Genomic DNA, 18,918 nt, shown 5'->3' with positions numbered 1-18,918 from the left:
AGTCTAACGCCCGACGTGTTCGGATGCTTCCTCCAACACCCCCGGCGCCCGGGAAAAGACCAGATGCACGGTGGTCCCCTCGCCGGCACTGCTCGTCACCCCGATCGTCCCCCCCCACCCTTCGATCAGCCGACGGCTGATGGCCAGGCCGAGCCCACTCCCGCTGGTGCGCGTGGAGAAGTGCGGCTCAAAAACATGCGGCAAGACCTCCGGAGCAATGCCGGATCCGTTGTCCACCACATTCAACGTGATCTGCGACGCGGTGGACTCGGCATGGACCCGCACCAGGGTCGCCTGCGCCAGCCGGGCATTCTCCAGCACGTTGATCAGCACTTCGCGCAATTCATCGCGCTGCGCCATCGCCACCAGCGGCTCGCCCTCGGGGATCAGCACGTCCCATTGCACTCGCGGTTCGTGTTCGGCGTGATCACCCAGTTTTTCGAGTGCGACCACATCCCTTACCACCGCGGCAAGATCCACGGGCACGGCGGGCGCCCGCTCGGACGGCGCCGTGCCGTACTTGCTGAAGGCCCGCGCGATTTCGTCCAGATGATCGATCTCTTCGAGCACCCGGCTCACGTTGCGATCCAGAATCTGCGCGAAATCGCCGCGCCCATCGCGATACGCCCGGCGCAGATGCTGTACGCCGAGCCGAATGGGGGTAAGCGGATTCTTGATTTCGTGTGCCACCTGACGCGCCATCTCGCCCCACGCCAGCACGCGCTGCGCGGAGGCCAATTCGGTAATGTCATCCACGGTGAGCACCGCCCCCGTTGGCAGTCGCGTCAGGCGTGCCTGCAACTGTCTCCCGGACACGGTGAGGGCGAAAGCCTCTTCGTCGCGGTCCGTTTCCAGAAACGCGGAACAGTAGGCCGCTAACGGCGCAAGCAACGGTGGCAACGTCGCCAACGATGCGCCGCGCTGACGCACGGCACTGCCCAGCAGCGCCTCCGCGCGCGGATTCGCCAGAATGATGTCTCCCTCGCGCAGCATGGCGATCACACCGCTGGCGACATGCTGCAGCACGGCGTCTGTGCGACGCTGTGCGGCTTGCAGGGCGGCCCGACTGGTCTGGAGGTCATCCGCCATGCGCGAGAAGGCGCGATACACCGGGGCAAACTCCACGGCGGGCGCGGTCCCCAGTGTGGGCGCACTGCGCCCGGCGGCAATATCCAGCGCCGCTTCGCGCAAGGCGCCCACGGGTCGGGCCAGTGCGCGCGCCGCAACGCCACTCGACCAGACGGCGGCCAACGCGCCGAGCATGGTGGCAAAGAGCACCAGCACGCCAAGATCTTCCCGTCGGTCATCCAGGGCGAACTCGTCTCCGCGCGCCGGTGTGGCCAACACCACACTGGCGGGCGTCAGCGAATCCGCACTCGCTGTGCGCAGCAGTTGCCGGAAACCCACGAGCGCCCGAGTGGGACCAGTGGTCAATCGCCGAGTGGTAAAGACTTCTTCGTTGCCGAAGTCATCGGCGGGCAGTGTGACTGGCAGAATGCGTCCCAACGGCGCCAACGCGTCGAGCAGCGGGTCACTCGCCTGAACCAGCAGTCCGTTGCGATACAAAAAGAGTGGCGCACCGGTACTCGATGGTGCGGAACCCAACGCACGCCGTTCTTCTTCGGCCGACGCCACCCGCAACGTTTCGCGCACCAGCAGTTCCCGGGCCGAGCGATCATCGTCCTGCAGCCGATACCACGCCCAGAGGGCAAAGATGGCGGCGGGTGCAATGAAGAAGCCCAACAGCGCACCGCTCAATCGGACGCGATATGACCGGGACCACCGCGCGCGTCGCACGGCGACCAATCGTGTGAGGGCCCCGTCGGCCAAGGCGGTTGCCGACCAGAGCAGCAGCACCACCATCAGATCGAGGATCACGAGGAGCGCACCACGAGGGAGCAGCACGCCCAGCCCACCGAGATCCACTTCCACATGCACCCGATTCACCTCGGCGCCTTCACCAGCTACACCATCGCCGTGCAGGGCATCGCCCCGCCGGTGCCAGGTGAGTGTCGCGGTCGCGCGGTCCCCCGCCATTGGTGGGCTGAGCGCCAGGCGGTACGGGGCCTCGGTGCTACGAGCTCCCGTGACGCCCGTGAATGCCGAAAAGGGATCCACCGGCTCCAGGCTGGTGCGCGGTGGCAACGCAATGGTGGTCACCGTCCCGTCCGGCGCGGGGACGGCCGCCAGCAACATGCGCCGAAGCCCATCACGGGTTTCGCGAATCTCCACGGCGCCGTTCTCGCGCGCGAGGATGGCGAGATAGGACTGCGCCGACAGCGTGTCCAACACGGGTGTCAGCTCCAGCACCGACACCGGATCGTCGAGCGACGCCGGGCTCCACCGCGCCAACCGTGCCGCGTACCCGGCGCGGGCCAGTTCACTGGCGGCGTACCGGCGCAGCAGCACCTCACTCGATTGCACTGGGCGCACTTCATCGCGCAGACTGATGGCAAAACGCTCCAGCAATCGTTGCGCATCGAGGTCGCTTTCACCGATGCGTTGAATATCGTGCTGCGCGAGCGCGGTGCGGGCGCGTACGGTGGCGCCCCACGTGAGGGTCGCCGCGCCAGTGCCGGCCACGATGGCGGCCGCCGCCACCTGGGCGAGCCCGCGTCGCGTGAGTGCGAGACTGCCAATGGCCGCCACCCACAGCAGTGGATACCAGCTCGGCCACGCGCCGGGGGCGTCCCAGAGCATTGGTGCGAGGACGCCACTGGCCAGCGCGATCAGGATGGACACCGCCGGCGGGACGCCGCGTCTGCTGGCGAGGGCATTCTGGCCAGCGGCGGCGGCCGCCAGCAGCACGGTGACCCCCACCAGCGCCAAAGCCAGCTGCCATGCCACCCACAACGGGAATCCGGCCCCGGTGGGCGGCAACGTGATGCCACGCGCGAGATCACGCAGGAGAAAGGGACCACCCGCCGCCGCTGCCACGACCAGTCCGATGGCGACCGGGCGCGAGGGGCGCTGCAGCGTCGCGCGGAGAGCAAACAACAACACCGACAGCGCCAGCGCGGACGTGACCAGTAACGCCACAATGGTGGAGGACAACGGCCCCGCCATGGGGGCGAAGTAGCTGCGCGGATCGAACAGGCTGGAGACGTTCGACAGACCGGAAAGCGGAGCCATGGCGACGGCGAGCAGGACCGCCATGGTGGCCACCACGCGCTGCATCGTTCCGGCGGGCCGGCGCCAGGTGACGACCAGGAACGACAGCAGCGCCACTGCCAGTGCCAGACTGGAACGAGTGCGCGCCCGTTGCTGCAACGCCAGTCGTGTTTCCCCTTCGGTGTACGTCGTCGCGTGCACGCGGGCCAGCGTTTTGGCGCCATCCCGCACGAGGACGGCCGTCTCACCCTGCTCGAGCCGCACACTGTCTGGCGGTTGAATGCGCGTGTGGGCCACATCCACATTGCCTGGCAGCGTTTGCAGCAGGGTGCGCGTGAAGCGATCGGCGGGCGGGGCGGAGGTGACCAGCGCGGTGGTGACAAACTCTACCGTCGAGTCAAAGGAGCGACTGCGCGCCACCAGCGAGGTGTGGAAGGGCCCGTCCACGATGACGACCCCGGGCGCTCCTCCCACGGTGACCGGCGTGTGCATCTGCCCCACCCGGGCCACCAGCCGGCCGCGCACAAACACCAGCATCGCCGATTCAATATCCGGCGACAGGGGTGGCGCGATCCCCAGCGGCTGACCGCGGCGAGCGCGCTCTACCAGGCCGCTGTCCGTCGAGGCCAGTTCCACTGCGCTGCGCAACGCCCAGGCCACATCGTTCACACTGGCGGCCACCAGGCGAGCGCGCTCCTCACGCTCATTCGCCGACCACGCCGCCCAATCGGTTCGCACCGACACCAACGTGGCGGTGTCGGTCGCGCCCAGCAGACAGGCCACTGTCAGGGCCACCACGGTGAGCCACGAGAAGGTGCGTGGACGACCGACGCGCCCCAGAAACCAGGCGGCGGACACCGTCCCGCCCGCGGCCACGCCCAACCGCGCCCACCCTGGCTCCTGCTGCCAGTAGGCCAGCGCCACGATCGCCACCGTGGCGCCAGCCATCCACGGCAGGGGCCACCGACCAGCAGTCGGCGTTCCAGAAATAGGCACGGAAGAAGAAGGCATCGTCGCACAATACCCCACGGGGTTCCCGGAGGCGAAGGGGGGCCCGGAGTCGCTTATCTTTCTGGGATGGTTTGGAAATTTCTATCGTCCCAGCGTCTGGCACTGGGGGCCGTGGTGGCCCTCGGCGCTCTTCCGTTCCCGGTGGTCACGGCGCAGTCCGCTCGACTCGATGTGGGGAGCTTCACCATCAGCGTGAACGGACAGCGGGTGGGGCGTGAGCAGTTTTCCATGCAACAGGTACTGACCAACGACGGGGCCACCGTGGAAGTCCGGTCCGAGTCGGCGGTGGGTGACACGCGTACCGCGCTGCGTCTGGAAGCCGATTCGGCCGGCACGCCGGTTCGCTACTCCATAGAATCCCGGCGCGGAGCCGAACTGACCCTGCGATTGGGTGGGCAGCGGGTCCGGGGACGGTTCGCCACCCTCGCCCGCAGCGTGACCGGTGAGGCCGCGCGCGAATATCTGTTGCGTCCCGGTGCCGTGGTGGTGGAAGACGACGGCATCGTGCAATACGCCTTGATTGTGCGCCGTCGCGCGCTCGCGGAGGGCACTGGCGTGACACTGCCTTCGTTAACTCCGGTAGCCAATGCGCAGGGAGTGGTGCGGGTGGTTCTCGAGGCCACCAGTGATACAGTGGTCATCGCTGGAGCGCGTCGCGTGGCGCAGCGATATCGGGTCGTCACCGCTTCTGGAGAAGTCCGTCTGGTGTGGGCTGAAGGAGACGGGCAGCTCCTCCGCCTGAGCATTCCGGCGCGCGGCCTCGATGCGGTGCGCGATGATGTCCCACGTTGATACGAACTTGACCGGGGTTGAAACCATCAGTCTGGACGCCCCGTACTCCTCCCTGTCCTTCATCCTTTCTTCCGTTACATCGCCATGAGAATTCCCGTGAGACATCACGTGCTCGCGCTTGCGATTGCCGCCACCGCTGGAGCTGCCGCTCCCTCGGTTGCCGTCGCCCAGACGCCGTCGGCCGCTCAGGGGAACGTCCTGACGCTTACCGATGCCCTCGCGTTGGCCCGTCGCAACAACCCGACACTGGCCAACTCCGTGAATGCCCGCCGCAATGCCGCCGCCAATGTGCGTGCGGCCAACGGGGCGTTCCTTCCCTCCGTCAACTCGAGCTTCGGCGGCGGGTATCGTGAAGGCCGTCAGACGTTCTTCCAGGGTCAGGGCTTCGGTTCCACCAATGATCAGCTCTCCACCGATGCCTCGGCGTCGGCCAATCTCAATCTGTCTCTGGGCGCGCTGAACGACCGTCGCGCCGTGAAGGCGGAGCAGGAAGCAACCGAGTCGGATATTGCGTCGGCGGAGGTGACGGTCCGCAACAACGTGGTGAATCAGTACCTCGCGGCGTTGCAGGCGCAGGCCAGTGCCAATCTGCAGGACACACTGCTCACCACGACCGACGCCCAGCTGCAGTTGGCGCGGGCGCGACTGCAGGTGGGCTCGGGGACGCAGCTCGATGTCCAGCGGGCTGAAGTGGCGCACGGTCAGCAGCGCGTGGCCTCGCTCCGCGCCCGGAACACCGTACAGGTGGAGCTGGTGCGCCTCTTTCAGCAGATCGGTGTGGCCTATGTGCCCGGCACGATACTCGATGCCAACCTGCCCGCACCGCCAGCCCTCGAGCTGCAGTCAGTCCTCGACATGGCCAAGCGGGCCAATCCCAACCTCGGCGCACTCAAGATGCGTGAGGAATCGGCCCGTCGTCAGGTCAGCTCTGCCAAGAGTGGCTATTACCCGTCGCTGTCGCTGCAGGCGGGGGTATCGGCCTTCACCAACCGGTTCACCAACACCGGCCAGCTCATTGATCAAGCGCAGGCGAGCACGCTGAGTTCGCGCAATGCGTGCATCCGGTCGGAAGAGGTCCGTGCGCGCCTGCAGTTGGCCAACAACCTCGCGCAGTGCGAAGGCATTGCGTTCACCCCGGCGGCGGAACAGGCCATTCGGAACTCGCAGGGCAAGTATCCCTTCGATTTCACGCGCAATCCCTACAGCGTGTCGGCCAGCCTCTCGCTCCCGTTGTTCAACGGCTTCCGCCGCGAACAGCAGATCGAACAGGCGCAGGTGCAGCGTCGCAACGCCGAGAACAACACGCGTGGCCAGGAGCTGCGAGTGACGGCCGATGTAACCGCCGCGCACCTGCAGCTCAACACGGCGCAGCAGGCCGTGGAGATTCAGGAGCAGAACGTGCGCACGGCGCGCACCGCCCTGTCGCTGGCGCAGGAGCGCTACCGTGTGGGGGCCATCAGTATCGTCGATCTGGTGCAGGCTCGTGGCGATTACGAGCGTGCCGAAACCGACCGCATCACCGCCATCTACGATGTGCAACGGGCCTTTGCGGCGCTCGAAAATGCCGTCGGCCGTCCGCTTCGCTAACAGAGATCAGTCATGACCAAAACAGCTAAATACGTCATCGCCGTCGTCGTCGTTTCCAGTATCGCCGGTCTCGGCGTGGTGGCCGCCAAACGGAACAAGACCAAGGCCGTCGATGTCCGGGTGGAAGCGGTCGAGGCGCGCGATCTGGTGGCGTCGGTCACCGCAAGCGGACAGATCGAGCCGCGGACCAAGGTGGATGTCTCTGCTGATGTGACCGGCAAAATCGTACGCCTCGTCGTGAAGGAAGGCGATCTGGTGAAAAAGGGGCAGCTGCTCCTGCAGATCGACCCGGAACAGGCGACCGCCGCCCTCCAGCGCTCGGAAGCGTCGCTGGCGTCGGCGCGGGCGCAGTCGGCGCAGGCCCGCGCCAACCTCATTCAGGCCCAGCGCAACTACGAGCGGTCGGCGGCCATCCAGAAGCAGTCGCCCAACCTGGTCAGTGAAGAGCAGCTGGAGCAGTTGCGTACGCAGATGGAAGTCAACAAGGCGTTGGCCGAAGCGGCCAGCTTCTCGGTGGAGCAGTCCGTGGCCACGGTTCGTGATGCCCGGCAGGCGCTGAGCCGCACCACCATCACGGCCCCTATGAGTGGCAAGATCACGCGCCTCAACGTCGAAGAAGGCGAAACCGCCATCATGGGTACGTTGAATCGCGCCGACGCCACGCTGCTCACCATCAGCGACATGAGCGTTCTGGAAACCACGGTGAAGGTGGACGAAACCGATGTGGCCCGCATCAGCGTGGGCGACTCCGCGCTCATCCAGATTGACGCCTTTCCCGACACGGCGTTCGTCGGTCGGGTCGTCGAGATCTCCAACAGCTCGGTCACGAGAGCGACCACGGCTGGCGCGAGCGGCGATCAAGCCATCGACTACGAAGTCCGTGTCGAACTCACCAATCCGCCCGTGGATACGCGCCCTGACTTCTCGGCAACCGCCAAGATTGTCACCGCCACCCGGACGAAGGTGCTGAGCATCCCGATCATTGCGCTGACCGTCCGCGAGAACGAAGACCTTCCCGCTGGGGACTCGGCGGTCACGGTGGGTCGCCAGCCCACCAAGCAGGTTGGCAAGCGCGACGTGGAAGGCGTGTTCATCGTGGGCACGGACAACATGGTCACGTTCCGTCCCGTCAAGGTGGGCATTGCCGGCGAGCGCCACTTCGAGGTGCTCGACGGCCTCAAGGTGGGCGAAAAGATCGTGGCCGGCACCTACCAGGCCATTCGCGAACTCAAGGACGGCGCCCTCGTGAAGCCCAATACGCCCGACGAGAAGAAGCCGGGAGCGGAGAAGAAGTCGTGAGCACCGCCGAGGACATTGGGCTCAGCACCACCGGGGAGCGTCTGGCGGTTACCGCCACGCATGGCGCGGCCCCCGGCAAGGACTGGGTCATCGTCACCCGCCAGATCAAGCGTGAGTATGACATGGGTGGCGAAATCGTGCGCGCGCTCCGTGGCGTGGACGTGGCCATTCGCCGCAACGAGTACGTGGCCATCATGGGTCCGTCCGGCTCCGGCAAGTCCACGCTCATGAATCTCATCGGGTGTCTCGACACGCCCAACGAAGGCGAGTATTGGTTGAACGGGATGCTCGTCAGCGACATGAGCGACGATGAGCTGGCCCGGGTGCGCAACAAGGAAATCGGCTTCGTCTTTCAGACCTTCAACCTTTTGCCACGCGCCTCGGCGCTGCAGAATGTGGAGTTGCCCCTTGTCTACGCCGGCGTCTCGGCCGACGAGCGCCGCAAGCGCGCCACCGAAGCGCTCGAGCGCGTGCAGTTGGGGCAGCGCATTCATCACCGTCCCAATGAGCTGTCAGGTGGTCAGCGGCAGCGTGTCGCCATTGCGCGGGCGCTGGTGAACCGTCCGTCCATTCTGCTGGCCGACGAACCCACCGGAAATCTCGACTCCACCACCTCCGAAGAAATCATGCGCGTGTTCGAGGAGTTGGCACAGCAGGGACAAACCGTGGTGATGGTTACGCACGAGCCCGACATTGCGGCGCACGCGCGTCGCGTGGTGGTGCTGCGTGACGGTGTGCTCGCCAGTGATGAATCACGGGAACAGTTCATTGCGCGAGTCGGACTGACACACGCGTCACACTGATTTCTTTCGAATGAAACCGGCCTTGCATTAGGCCGTACGGCACGGGGTCACCGCTCAACGCGAGGCCCCGTGCCGTTTTTTGATGCCATCCGATTGGCACTCAGCACCATCCGCACACAGAAGCTCAAGAGCGCCTTTACGCTGCTTGGCGTCTGCATCGGCGTCATGTTCCTCATCTCGGTCGTCTCCATCGTGGAAGGGATGGGGCGCTACATGGAAGAGGATCTGATAGGCAAGCTGATTGCCGTGAACACCTTTGAGTTGCGCCACCGTCCCAACATCAACATTGGCGATGTGGATGAGGCAACGTGGGAGGAGTACCGCAAGCGCCCGCGGCTTGACATCACCGATGTCGCACCGGCGACGGCGCCGCTGCCGGGCGACACGCGCTGGTATCTCTACAGCGAGGACATGATCATGGTCTCGTCGAGCACCAGCGGCAAACCGCGACAGGTGCGCGGGATTGCCGTTCAGGGGGCGTTCTTCGACATCAAGAAGATGGGTGTAACGCGCGGCCGCCTGCTCTCCGAACAGGAACTCGACCGTGGCGAGAAGTCGGTGGTCATTGGCCCCGACGCGGCCGAACGGCTGTTCCCCGGTCTTGACCCGCTGGGGCGTGAGCTCAAGATGGGCGGCGTGCCCTATCGCGTGGTCGGCATTGCGGAATCACAAGGCAAAGTCTTCGGCATGTCGTTCGACAACTTCGTGGTCGCCTCCTTCCGTTCTCCCGCCCGACGCTTGCTCAACTCGCGCCCCAACATCGTGGATGCCGTGGTGATTCAGAGCCCCAATGTCTTGGCGATGACCGAGAACATGGAACTGGTGCGCGCGGCCATGCGTGGGCAGCGCCAGCTGCGCCCCGCGCAGAAGGACAATTTCTCATTGCAGACCGCCGACTCCGCGCTGGAATTCTGGAACAAGATCAAGGGATACCTGGTGCTGGCTGGTGTCGCGCTTCCGGCCATCGGTCTGGTCGTGGGGGCCATTGTGATCATGAACATCATGCTGGTGGCCGTGGCCGAGCGGACGCGCGAGATCGGGATCCGCAAAGCGCTGGGAGCCAAGCGGCGTGACATTCTGCTGCAGTTCCTGATTGAGGCCTCAACGCTGGGTACGGTAGGTTCGGCCATTGGCGTGGCACTAGGCATTGCCCTGGCCCAACTCATTGCGGCGCTCTCGCCGTTGCCGGCCAGTGTGGCCCCCTGGTCCATTGCGGTGGGTGTGGCACTTGGCGCCGGCGTGGGGATCATCTCGGGCGTGTATCCGGCCAGCCGGGCCTCGCGCCTCGACCCCATCATGGCGTTGCGCCAGGAGTGAGGCATATGTCGTTTCTGACCACGCGCCTGTCTGCCGTAACCGAAGGCGTACGTATTGCCCTCGACGCCGTGCGTTCGAACAAAGTGCGCGCGGGGCTGACCATTCTGGGCATCGCCGTCGGGGTGTTTGTGGTGGTCTCGATGTCCGCGGCCGTCCATGGCATCAACGAATCGGTGGCCAAGGATTTTGCCAGCACCGGCCCCACCACGTTTTTCGTGTCGCGCTATCCCATCAGTTTCGAGAACTGCGACGGCAGCGAAAACAGCTGCAAGTGGCTGCGAAACCCACCATTGCGGTCTGGGGAGATCGCAGCATTGCGCCGTTTGTCCACGGTGGAAGCCGTGGGGGAACGGCTTGACTGGAGTGCCAAGGTGCGTTTCCGCAGCCAGGAACTGCCATCGGCCGGAGTGGAAGGGTACTCCGCGGAATGGACCACGATCAGCGCCCCCGAAGTGTATCCTGGTCGAGCCTTCACACAGGCAGAGGCACGGACCGGCGCGCGGGTGGCGGTGATCTCAACGCTCATGGCCGAACGCCTGTTTGGGGAAGTAGACCCGATTGGGCGGACGATTGCCATGAATGACGTGCCGTTCGAAGTCATTGGCGTTTTCAAGGACAATAGCAGTTTCCTCTCGGGCGGTGAGCGACCCAAGGCCGTCGTGCCGGTGACGGCGCTCGTGCGGTACATCGGCGCCCGGGAGAGCAACATTGGCCTGGCCGTGAAGCCGCGAGAGAGCGTCACCCCTGCCCTGCAGCGCGATCTCGCGATCGATGATGTCACCGCCACCCTGCGGGGGCTGCGAGGAGCGAGGCCGTCTCAGGAATCGAGCTTTGCCATCATCACGCAGGACAAGTTGTTCGAGACCTACAACCAGATCTTCGGGCTCTTCTTTCTCGTGATGATTGCGCTGTCCGGGGTCGGGCTCATCGTGGGTGGTGTCGGCGTAGTGGCCATCATGATGATCTCGGTTACCGAACGCACGCGGGAGATTGGCGTACGCAAGGCGCTGGGCGCCACGCGCGCCACCATTCTCTGGCAGTTTCTGGTGGAGGCGGCCACGCTCACGGGAATCGGTGGGGCGATTGGTCTCTTTGTGGGATGGATTGGCTCTCTCCTCATTCGCAACTTCACGCCCATCAACGCCAGCATCCCACCGCTCGCGGTCGTGGTCGCCCTCGGGGCCAGCGCCGTCACGGGCATCCTGTTCGGCATGCTCCCGGCCAGCCGGGCGGCCCGACTCGATCCCGTTGAAGCACTGCGTTACGAATAGTCTTTCACCGCGAGCTGTCCATGAATTTCTTCGAAGCCGTTCGCCTCGCCCTTGGCACCATTCGGGTGCAGAAGCTCAAGAGCTTCTTCACCCTCATTGGTGTCACCATCGGCGTCATGTTTCTGATTGCCGTTGTCTCCATTGTGGAGGGGATGAGCAAATACGTCGAGAACGACTTCGCCGGCAAACTGTTCGGCGTGAACACCTTCACGCTGCGGCGGTGGAATGACTTCAACACCGACGACAATCTCGACTGGCGTGAGATCCAGCGACGTCCGCGGATCTTCCCGTACGAGGCGCAGATTGTACGCGAAGTCTTGCCGCCCGGCAGCATCTCCGCCGTGGCCAGTGAAACGTTCCTCAATGCCAACAGTCCGTTTGCGCGGCCCCGTCAGGTGCAGGCCGTTGCCACGGAAGCGTCCTATTTCACGATCAAGAAATTCAACGTGGAGCGTGGGCGCGCCTTCGGGATGCAGGAAGTGAATGTCGGCGCCCGGGTGCTGGTCATCGGCGTGGATGTCGCCGAGCACTTTTTCAGCGGGCTCGATCCGGTGGGGCGGGAATTGCGCATTGCCGGTGTGCCGTACGAAGTCATCGGCGTGATCGAGAAACAGGGCACGGTCTTCGGCTTCTCGCTCGATCGTCTGGCCATCGCGCCCTATACCAGTCCCCTGCTGCGTACCATCCGCCCTCGAGGGGACATTGAATCGCTGGTGGTGCAGGCGCCCTCGGCGCCCTTGGTCACCGACGGCATGGATGCCACCCGCGAAGTGCTGCGTTCGGCGCGTCGGTTACCACCGGGCAAGAAGGACAACTTTGCCCTTGAGACGCAGGATGAGGCGATGGCGTTCTTTGACGGCATTAAATCCAAAATGGTGATTTTCGGAACGGCGCTTCCCGCCATCGGGCTGGTGGTCGGTGCCATGGTCATCATGAACATCATGCTGGTCGCCGTCGCGGAGCGCACGCGCGAGATCGGCGTTCGCAAAGCGCTCGGAGCGCGGAAGCGCGATATCATGTCGCAGTTTCTGGTGGAATCGGCCACGCTGAGTGTTGTCGGCGCGGCCATTGGCATTGGGCTGGGCATTGGACTGGCCGCGGTCATCGAGGCATTCACCCCGTTGCCGGCGGCGGTGGCGCCATGGTCGGTTGTCCTCGCGCTGGTGGTCGGCGCGGGCGTGGGAATCGCCGCCGGGATTTATCCCGCCAGCCGCGCGGCGCGGCTGGATCCCATTGTCGCCCTGCGGACGGAGTAGACTATGCGCATCGTAGACGGCGTGCTGATGGCGCTTGAGGGCATCGGGATGGCCTTGGATGCCATCCGCACCAACAAGGTACGGGCGGGGCTCACGATTGCCGGCGTGGCGATTGGCGTGTTCGTGGTGGTGGCCATGGGCGCCACCGTCAATGGCATCCAGCGCAGCTTTCAGGCCGATCTCGACGAGTTCGGCGCCACATCATTCCAGGTGCGCCGACGGGGGGTGGGGATCAACAACTGCGATGGCACCGACGATACCTGCCCCGATCGCCGCAACCCCGCCATTTCGCTCGCCGAATGGCAGGCCATTCGCGATATGCCCGAGGTGGAAACGGCTACCGCGTGGCTCTTCGGGCAAACCAACTTCGACTACCGCGATCGCCACGTGACCAACGTGGGCTACGACGCGCAGAGCACAGACTGGATCAAGACCGACGTCGCGGATGTCTCACCTGGACGGAGCTTTTCGCGCGCCGAACATGATGCGGCGGCGGCGGTGGTGATCATCAATGACACCCTTAAAAACCGTCTGTTCGGCGACTCCGATCCCATTGGCAAGCAGATTGCCGTGGAGGGCAAGCAGTTCACCGTCATTGGGGTGTTTCACACCAAGGCGGGCTTCCTGAAATCGCTCGACGGCCGTGGCCCCGACAAACCGCGGGCGATTTTGCCCATGATGACCGCCTACCGGCACCTGGACGTGTGGCGCCGCGGCCTGCTCATGATGGTCAAGCCGAAAGCCGGGAATGACCCGTTGGCCGTGCAGGATGCCGTCACAGAGCTTCTGAGGGCCCGGCGAGGGCTCAAACCGGGCCAGCCCAACAACTTCGCGTTGGTGGCGCAGGACCGCATGCTGGAGACATTCGACCAGCTGTTCGGGGCCATTTTCATGGTGGGGCTGGCGCTCTCGGCTGTGGGCCTGCTGGTGGGTGGGGTGGGCGTCGTGGCCATCATGATGATCTCGGTGACGGAGCGGACACGCGAGATTGGGGTGCGCAAGGCGCTCGGAGCCACGCGCGGCACCATTCTGTGGCAATTCCTGGTGGAGGCGGCCACGCTCACCTCAATCGGTGCCATCCTGGGGCTGCTCATCGGGACCGGGCTGGCCTGGCTGGTCCGCACCTATACGCCCGTGCCCACGGCCGTTCCACCGTCCGCCATCATCACCGCCATCGCTGCCAGCATTGCCACTGGTGTGGTCTTCGGCATGCTTCCGGCTCTCCGGGCGTCCCGACTCGATCCGGTGGAGGCGCTGCGCTACGAGTAGGAATTTGAGGGCTGGAGAGGGCACCGGTTCATCCCGGGCCGCGTTATTCTTCTCAGTGTGAAAACTCGCGACGCGGTCCTCCTTGCCCTTGCCCAGCTTCGTGTTCAGAAGCTGAAGAGCGCCTTTACCCTGCTCGGGGTCACCATCGGTGTGATGTTCCTCATCGCCGTGGTGTCCATCGTGGAGGGTATGGGGAAGTACGTTGAAGAAGATTTTGCGGCACGCCTCATTGGCACCAACACCTTCACGTTGCGACGATTCGACAACGTGGGACCGGGTGGCAATCGCGGCTTTGACGCGCGGGCTGCGCAGCGGCGCCCGCTCTTGCGCATGACCGACATTGACGCGGTACGCGCATCGCTGCCGGCCACGATGAACGCGACGGTGGCCAGTGAGACGTTCAAGTACGCCTCGGCTCCGGGAGCACGGCCACGACAGGTGCAGTCTGTAGCGGCCGATGCCAACTATTTCGCCATCAAGAAATTTGCGGTGACCGCGGGGCGCGCGTTTACCGAACAGGAAGTGCGAGCAGGATCGCCCGTCCTTGTGATTGGCGTGGAGGTCGCGGAGCACTTCTTCCCGGGGCTGAGTCCGCTCAACCGCACGCTGCGCGTGTCAGGGGTGCCGTTCACGGTGATCGGCGTCATTGAGAAGCAGGGGTCGGTTTTTGGCTTCTCGCTCGATAGACTGGCGATTGCGCCCAACACGTCGCCCATGCAGCGCATCATCCGACCGGCTCGCGATGTCGGTTCACTCATTGTGCAAGCGCCGACGCAAGCCGACCTCGCCGAAGGGATCGAAACGGCCCGCAGCGCGTTGCGGGCCTTCCGCGGGCTTCGCGCCGGAGAGCCAGACAATTTTGGTCTCGTGACCCAGGACGCAGCCTTCGGCTTCATCAAGCAGCTCAAAGGGCGCCTCGTATTGTTCGGGACCGCGCTGCCCGCCATCAGTCTGGTCGTGGGCGCCATGGTCATCATGAACATCATGCTCGTCGCCGTGGCCGAACGCACCCGGGAAATCGGCGTCCGCAAAGCCCTCGGGGCCAAGCGCAACGACATCCTCTCGCAGTTTCTGGTGGAGGCGGCCACGCTCAGCACCATTGGCGCCGCGATTGGCATTGGCTTGGGAATTGGGTTGGCCGAGTTGGTGGCGGCCCTTACCCCGTTGCCGGCCGCCGTCGCCCCGTGGTCCATTGTGGCCGCGCTCGTGACGGGCGCGGGGGTGGGCATTGGCGCTGGTCTGTATCCGGCCAGCCGCGCCTCCAAGCTCGATCCCATTACCGCGTTGCGGTCGGAGTAGTTCATGAATCGTTTGCTCCTCGTGCTCGAAGGCGTGGGCATGGCGCTCGAGGCCATTCGTGGCAACAAGGTCCGTGCCGCACTGACCATTGCCGGTGTCGCCATCGGCGTGTTTGTGGTGGTGGCCATGGGCGCCGTGGTGAATGGGATCAAGGCCTCGTTCCAGAAGGATCTGGAGGAAATCGGCGCCACCACGTTCATCGTGCAGCGCCGAGGCAGCGGAATTTCTGCCTGCGACGGCACCGATGAAAAGTGCCCGGACCGTCGGAACCCGCCCATCACCATTGGCGAATGGGAGATGATTCGTCGCCTCCCCGGCGTGCAGGAGGTCGTAGGCACGCAGGGGGGTCAGGGCAACTTTGCGTATCGCAACAGCCGCGTGGACAACGTGGGCTACGATGCCTACAGCGTGGAATGGCCGGCGGTGAATGCCTCGGATATCGCCCCGGGGCGCAACTTCACACGCAGCGAAGAGAACAGCGGCCAGCCTGTTGTGCTGGTCAACGATACGCTCAAGGCGCAGCTGTTCGGGGACTCCGAACCCATTGGCAAACAAATCACGATCAGTGGTCGCCAGTTCACGGTTGTAGGTGTCTACACGCCTCGCGCCGGCTTCCTGCGTTCACTTGAAGGACGCGGCCCGGAGACCCCACGCGCCATTGTCCCGCTCACCACCGCCATTCGAACCCTCGACGCGTTCCGTGGCAGCCTTACGCTGTTTGTTCGTCCGGCGGCGACCGCCACCCAGTCGGAAGTCATGGATGAAGTTCTGGCCGCCATGCGGGCCCGCCGTGGTCTCAAGCCTGGCGATCGCAACGACTTCTATTTGGTCGAGCAAGACCGCATCATGGACACCTTCAACCAGCTCTTTGGCGCCATCTTCGCGGTCGGTCTCGCGCTCTCCGCGGTCGCGCTGCTGGTGGGCGGTGTGGGCGTGGTCGCCATCATGATGATCTCCGTCACGGAACGCACGCGGGAGATTGGCGTGCGCAAGGCCTTGGGCGCCACCGCCGGAACCATCCGCTGGCAGTTTCTGGTGGAGGCCGCCACGCTGACCAGCATTGGCGCGCTGATTGGCCTCGCGATTGGCGCGTTGCTGGCCTGGGTCATTCGCAGCAACACCAGTATTCCGGCGGAACTCCCCACGAGCATTGTGGTGACCGCGCTGTTGGCGAGTGCCGTCACGGGCGTGGCGTTCGGCATGCTGCCGGCCGTCAAGGCGTCGAACCTCGACCCCGTCGAAGCCCTGCGTTACGAGTAGCGCCGTACCATGCGCTTCACCGACATCCTTGGCATGGCCCTCGGCCAACTCCGTGTGAACCTGCTGCGCACCGCATTCACACTGCTGGGTATCGTTGTGTCGGTGGGATTCCTGGTGGCCGTGGTGGCCATCATTCAAGGGATGAATGCGTATGTGAAGGAGAACATCGCCGAGGCGATGATCGGCATGAACACCTTTCAGGTGCGTCGCCTGCCCATCAGCCTCGGACTCTTCACCGACGATCAGTTCCGCCTGTTGCAGCGCCGCCCGCGCATTGATGCCCGTGACGCCGATGCGGTGCAGCAGGCGCTGCCAGATGCACTGGCCATTGGTCTCACGTCAGGGTGGCCCACGCCGCGGGCGGATCTGGTGTGGCGTAATCGCACGTTGGGATCGGTGCTCGTCTTTGGCGTGACCAGCGGGTACCAGACCGTTCAGGATTACCGGTTTACCAGTGGCCGTCCGCTCAGCGACGTGGATGTGCGTGAGCGCCGCAATGTGATTGTCGTGGGCGCCGATGTGGCCAAGGACCTGTTCGACAATGGCAATGCCGTGGATCAGGAGGTCCGCTTGGGCGGTCAGCGGTTCACGGTCATTGGCACTGTGGCCCCCAAGGGGCGCGTGTTGGGACAGTCGTTCGACGCCTTTGTCATGATTCCCATTCCCGCCTTCGAAGGCATTTACGGGAAGCGGCAATCGACCACCGTGTCCGTGAAGATGCGTGAGGCGGAAGAAGTGGGGCCGGCGATGGCTCGCGCCCAGGAGGCGATGCGCATTTCGCGGCAGCTTCGGCCATCCGAACGCGATGACTTTGATATCGGCACCGGCGAAGCCTTCATTGCCTTCTGGAAACAGCTGACCAAGGTGCTTTTTGCCGTGGTTCCCGCCGTCGTGGCCATTGGCATTCTGGTCGGTGGTATCGTGATCATGAATATCATGCTCATGGCAGTCACCGAGCGCACCCGGGAAATTGGCATTCGCAAAGCGGTGGGAGCAACCTCGCGCGACGTGCGACGGCAGTTTCTGGCCGAATCGGTGGCCCTCGCGGTGACCGGCGGAATCCTCGGCGTGGCGTCGGGGTGGGGGCTGGCGCTGCTCGTGGCCACCTTCAGCCCGTTACCAGCGCGGGTCACACCGTGGAGTGTGGTTTTGGCCCTCGCGCTGGGGGCAAGCATTGGCGTGCTTTTTGGGGTATACCCGGCGTCACGCGCGGCACGATTGGACCCCATCACCGCCATGCGCGCGGAAACCTGAGGCGATTGCCATGGCCAAACGCCTTCCCGTCAACACCGATTCCGTCCGCGAGAACATCAGCATCGCGTTTGACGCGCTGCGCGTCAGCAAAATGCGATCGGCGCTTACCATTCTCGGCGTGGTCATCGGTGTGGCCACGGTCATGGCCATGGCGGCCATTGTCCAGGGTATTCGCGATCAGATCGTAAATACCATCGAAGTGGCTGGCCCCACCACGTTTTATGTCCTGAAAAAGTTTTCTCAGACCCCACTCAACCCCGATAACCTGCCCAAAGATGTGCGCATCCGACCGGACCTCACGGAGAGTGAGGTGGTGCGTATCAAGCAGTTGCCAGAAATCGGTTACGCCTCGCTCTGGGCGCAAACACTGGCCCGCATTGAAGCCGACGGGGTGCGTAGTCAGGGAATGGCCATCTTCGGGGCCGATGAGGGGTTCACGCTCATTCAAGGTGGCGAGCTCACCACTGGGCGGTGGTTCACGCGCGGGGAAATCATCAGCGGCGCGCCGGTGGTGGTTCTGCAGGAAGCGACGGCCCGTTCATTGTTCGGCAGCGAGCGTCTGATTGGACGGCAGGTGCAGATTGGCGGGCGCGTACTGGAAGTGATTGGACTCTGGGCGGAACCGGGCAACATCTTTGCGCCGCCTGGTCAGGCCGTTGGTGCAGTGGTGCCCTACCGGTTCATGAACCGGTCCTACACCATCGATCGCACCAATGCGCTGTTCATTCCGGTCAAGCCACGCGCGGGCGTGCGCGTGGCCGACGCACAAAGCGCCGTGGAAATGGCGCTACGCGAAGCGCGCCGACTGCGCCCGGGTGATGGCAATACGTTCGATCTGGTGACGCAGGATCAGATTCTCGACACGTTCAACGGCATCACGAGTGTGTTCTTTCTCGTCATGATCATTTTGAGCGGAGTGGCGCTCCTGGTGGGTGGCATTGGCGTCATGGCCATCATGACGGTCTCGGTCACCAGCCGCACCCGGGAGATCGGCGTGCGCAAAGCCATGGGGGCCACGCGCCGCGACATCCTGGTGCAGTTCCTGGTGGAAGCCAGCACGCTGACTGGCATCGGCGGTGCTCTCGGCATTCTCGTTGGGCTGGCCCTGGGACGCATCGCCTCGATTGCCCTCGATGTGGATGCCCCTATCCCATTCGGACTGACGGCCATCGCCGTCGTCGTCTCCGTGGCCATTGGCATTGTGTTCGGCATGGTGCCGGCGCAGCGGGCCGCGCGACTCGATCCCATCGAAGCGCTGCGCTACGAATAGGGAAATCCCCCAACGTAGTCGCATTTCGTGACAAACTGTTCGAGCAATTAGGAATTCAGTACAAGGGACAGAACGCCGACACTCCTGGGCAGTGGGCCGACGCAGCCCCGCCCCCCCTC

The 18,918-nt window shown here is 64.5% G+C and carries 13 protein-coding genes; 12 read left to right on the top strand and 1 reads right to left on the bottom strand.

The genetic code is table 11. The features are described 5' to 3' along the window. Positions 1 to 3: 3 nt before the first annotated feature. Positions 4 to 4,122, bottom strand: coding sequence for an ATP-binding protein (locus GEMMAAP_RS06715; RefSeq protein ID WP_082821119.1), 4,119 nt, complete (start codon positions 4,120 to 4,122; stop codon positions 4 to 6). A 66-nt stretch (positions 4,123 to 4,188) separates the two neighbouring features. Here GEMMAAP_RS06715 and GEMMAAP_RS06710 point away from each other — a divergent pair, with 66 nt between their 5' ends. The 12 genes from GEMMAAP_RS06710 (at position 4,189) to GEMMAAP_RS06655 (ending at position 18,799) form a co-directional block, all read left to right on the top strand. Further along, positions 4,189 to 4,914 carry a hypothetical protein gene (locus GEMMAAP_RS06710; RefSeq protein WP_026850348.1) on the top strand — a complete coding sequence of 242 codons (726 nt, stop codon included), beginning with the start codon at positions 4,189 to 4,191 and terminating at the stop codon, positions 4,912 to 4,914. A 96-nt stretch (positions 4,915 to 5,010) separates the two neighbouring features. Then, a complete protein-coding gene (locus GEMMAAP_RS06705) occupies positions 5,011 to 6,501 on the top strand; it encodes a TolC family protein (protein ID WP_158514758.1) in 1,491 nt (496 codons plus the stop codon). A gap of 12 nt (positions 6,502 to 6,513) precedes the next feature. After that, positions 6,514 to 7,800, top strand: coding sequence for an efflux RND transporter periplasmic adaptor subunit (locus GEMMAAP_RS06700; RefSeq protein ID WP_082821117.1), 1,287 nt, complete (start codon positions 6,514 to 6,516; stop codon positions 7,798 to 7,800). A gap of 122 nt (positions 7,801 to 7,922) precedes the next feature. Then, positions 7,923 to 8,603, top strand: coding sequence for an ATP-binding cassette domain-containing protein (locus GEMMAAP_RS06695; protein WP_145979281.1), 681 nt, complete (start codon positions 7,923 to 7,925; stop codon positions 8,601 to 8,603). 69 nt (positions 8,604 to 8,672) lie between these two features. After that, on the top strand, positions 8,673 to 9,920 hold the full coding sequence (locus tag GEMMAAP_RS06690; protein ID WP_026850344.1) for an ABC transporter permease: 1,248 nt from the start codon (positions 8,673 to 8,675) through the stop codon (positions 9,918 to 9,920). A 5-nt stretch (positions 9,921 to 9,925) separates the two neighbouring features. Next, entirely contained in the window at positions 9,926 to 11,191 is a 1,266-nt protein-coding gene (locus GEMMAAP_RS06685; RefSeq protein WP_026850343.1) for an ABC transporter permease, read from the top strand. A 20-nt stretch (positions 11,192 to 11,211) separates the two neighbouring features. Further along, entirely contained in the window at positions 11,212 to 12,447 is a 1,236-nt protein-coding gene (locus tag GEMMAAP_RS06680; RefSeq protein ID WP_026850342.1) for an ABC transporter permease, read from the top strand. Between the two features lie 3 nt (positions 12,448 to 12,450). Continuing rightward, positions 12,451 to 13,716: an ABC transporter permease gene (locus GEMMAAP_RS06675; RefSeq protein WP_026850341.1), complete on the top strand. Its 1,266-nt coding sequence runs from the start codon at positions 12,451 to 12,453 to the stop codon at positions 13,714 to 13,716. 57 nt (positions 13,717 to 13,773) lie between these two features. Further along, the gene (locus tag GEMMAAP_RS06670; RefSeq protein WP_026850340.1) at positions 13,774 to 15,015 is read left to right on the top strand and encodes an ABC transporter permease; all 1,242 of its coding nucleotides are present in this window, start codon (positions 13,774 to 13,776) and stop codon (positions 15,013 to 15,015) included. A gap of 3 nt (positions 15,016 to 15,018) precedes the next feature. Further along, on the top strand, positions 15,019 to 16,275 hold the full coding sequence (locus GEMMAAP_RS06665) for an ABC transporter permease (RefSeq protein WP_026850339.1): 1,257 nt from the start codon (positions 15,019 to 15,021) through the stop codon (positions 16,273 to 16,275). A gap of 9 nt (positions 16,276 to 16,284) precedes the next feature. Further along, on the top strand, positions 16,285 to 17,529 hold the full coding sequence (locus GEMMAAP_RS06660) for an ABC transporter permease (protein ID WP_026850338.1): 1,245 nt from the start codon (positions 16,285 to 16,287) through the stop codon (positions 17,527 to 17,529). 10 nt (positions 17,530 to 17,539) lie between these two features. After that, the gene (locus tag GEMMAAP_RS06655) at positions 17,540 to 18,799 is read left to right on the top strand and encodes an ABC transporter permease (RefSeq protein ID WP_043581341.1); all 1,260 of its coding nucleotides are present in this window, start codon (positions 17,540 to 17,542) and stop codon (positions 18,797 to 18,799) included. The last annotated feature ends 119 nt before the right edge of the window (positions 18,800 to 18,918 follow it).

The organism is Gemmatimonas phototrophica (assembly GCF_000695095.2).
GTDB lineage: Bacteria > Gemmatimonadota > Gemmatimonadetes > Gemmatimonadales > Gemmatimonadaceae > Gemmatimonas > Gemmatimonas phototrophica.
The sequence above is the reverse complement of the archived record's forward strand: the minus strand, read 5'-3'. Positions and strand labels throughout refer to the sequence as shown.

Coding starts and splice junctions, on each gene's coding strand:
- GEMMAAP_RS06685 (WP_026850343.1), top strand. CDS start 9,926: ATGTCGTTTCTGACCACGCGCCTGTCTGCCGTAACCGAAGGCGTACGT.
- GEMMAAP_RS06710 (WP_026850348.1), top strand. CDS start 4,189: ATGGTTTGGAAATTTCTATCGTCCCAGCGTCTGGCACTGGGGGCCGTG.
- GEMMAAP_RS06715 (WP_082821119.1), bottom strand. CDS start 4,122: ATGCCTTCTTCTTCCGTGCCTATTTCTGGAACGCCGACTGCTGGTCGG.
- GEMMAAP_RS06665 (WP_026850339.1), top strand. CDS start 15,019: ATGAATCGTTTGCTCCTCGTGCTCGAAGGCGTGGGCATGGCGCTCGAG.
- GEMMAAP_RS06655 (WP_043581341.1), top strand. CDS start 17,540: ATGGCCAAACGCCTTCCCGTCAACACCGATTCCGTCCGCGAGAACATC.
- GEMMAAP_RS06675 (WP_026850341.1), top strand. CDS start 12,451: ATGCGCATCGTAGACGGCGTGCTGATGGCGCTTGAGGGCATCGGGATG.
- GEMMAAP_RS06695 (WP_145979281.1), top strand. CDS start 7,923: ATGGGTGGCGAAATCGTGCGCGCGCTCCGTGGCGTGGACGTGGCCATT.
- GEMMAAP_RS06660 (WP_026850338.1), top strand. CDS start 16,285: ATGCGCTTCACCGACATCCTTGGCATGGCCCTCGGCCAACTCCGTGTG.
- GEMMAAP_RS06680 (WP_026850342.1), top strand. CDS start 11,212: ATGAATTTCTTCGAAGCCGTTCGCCTCGCCCTTGGCACCATTCGGGTG.
- GEMMAAP_RS06700 (WP_082821117.1), top strand. CDS start 6,514: ATGACCAAAACAGCTAAATACGTCATCGCCGTCGTCGTCGTTTCCAGT.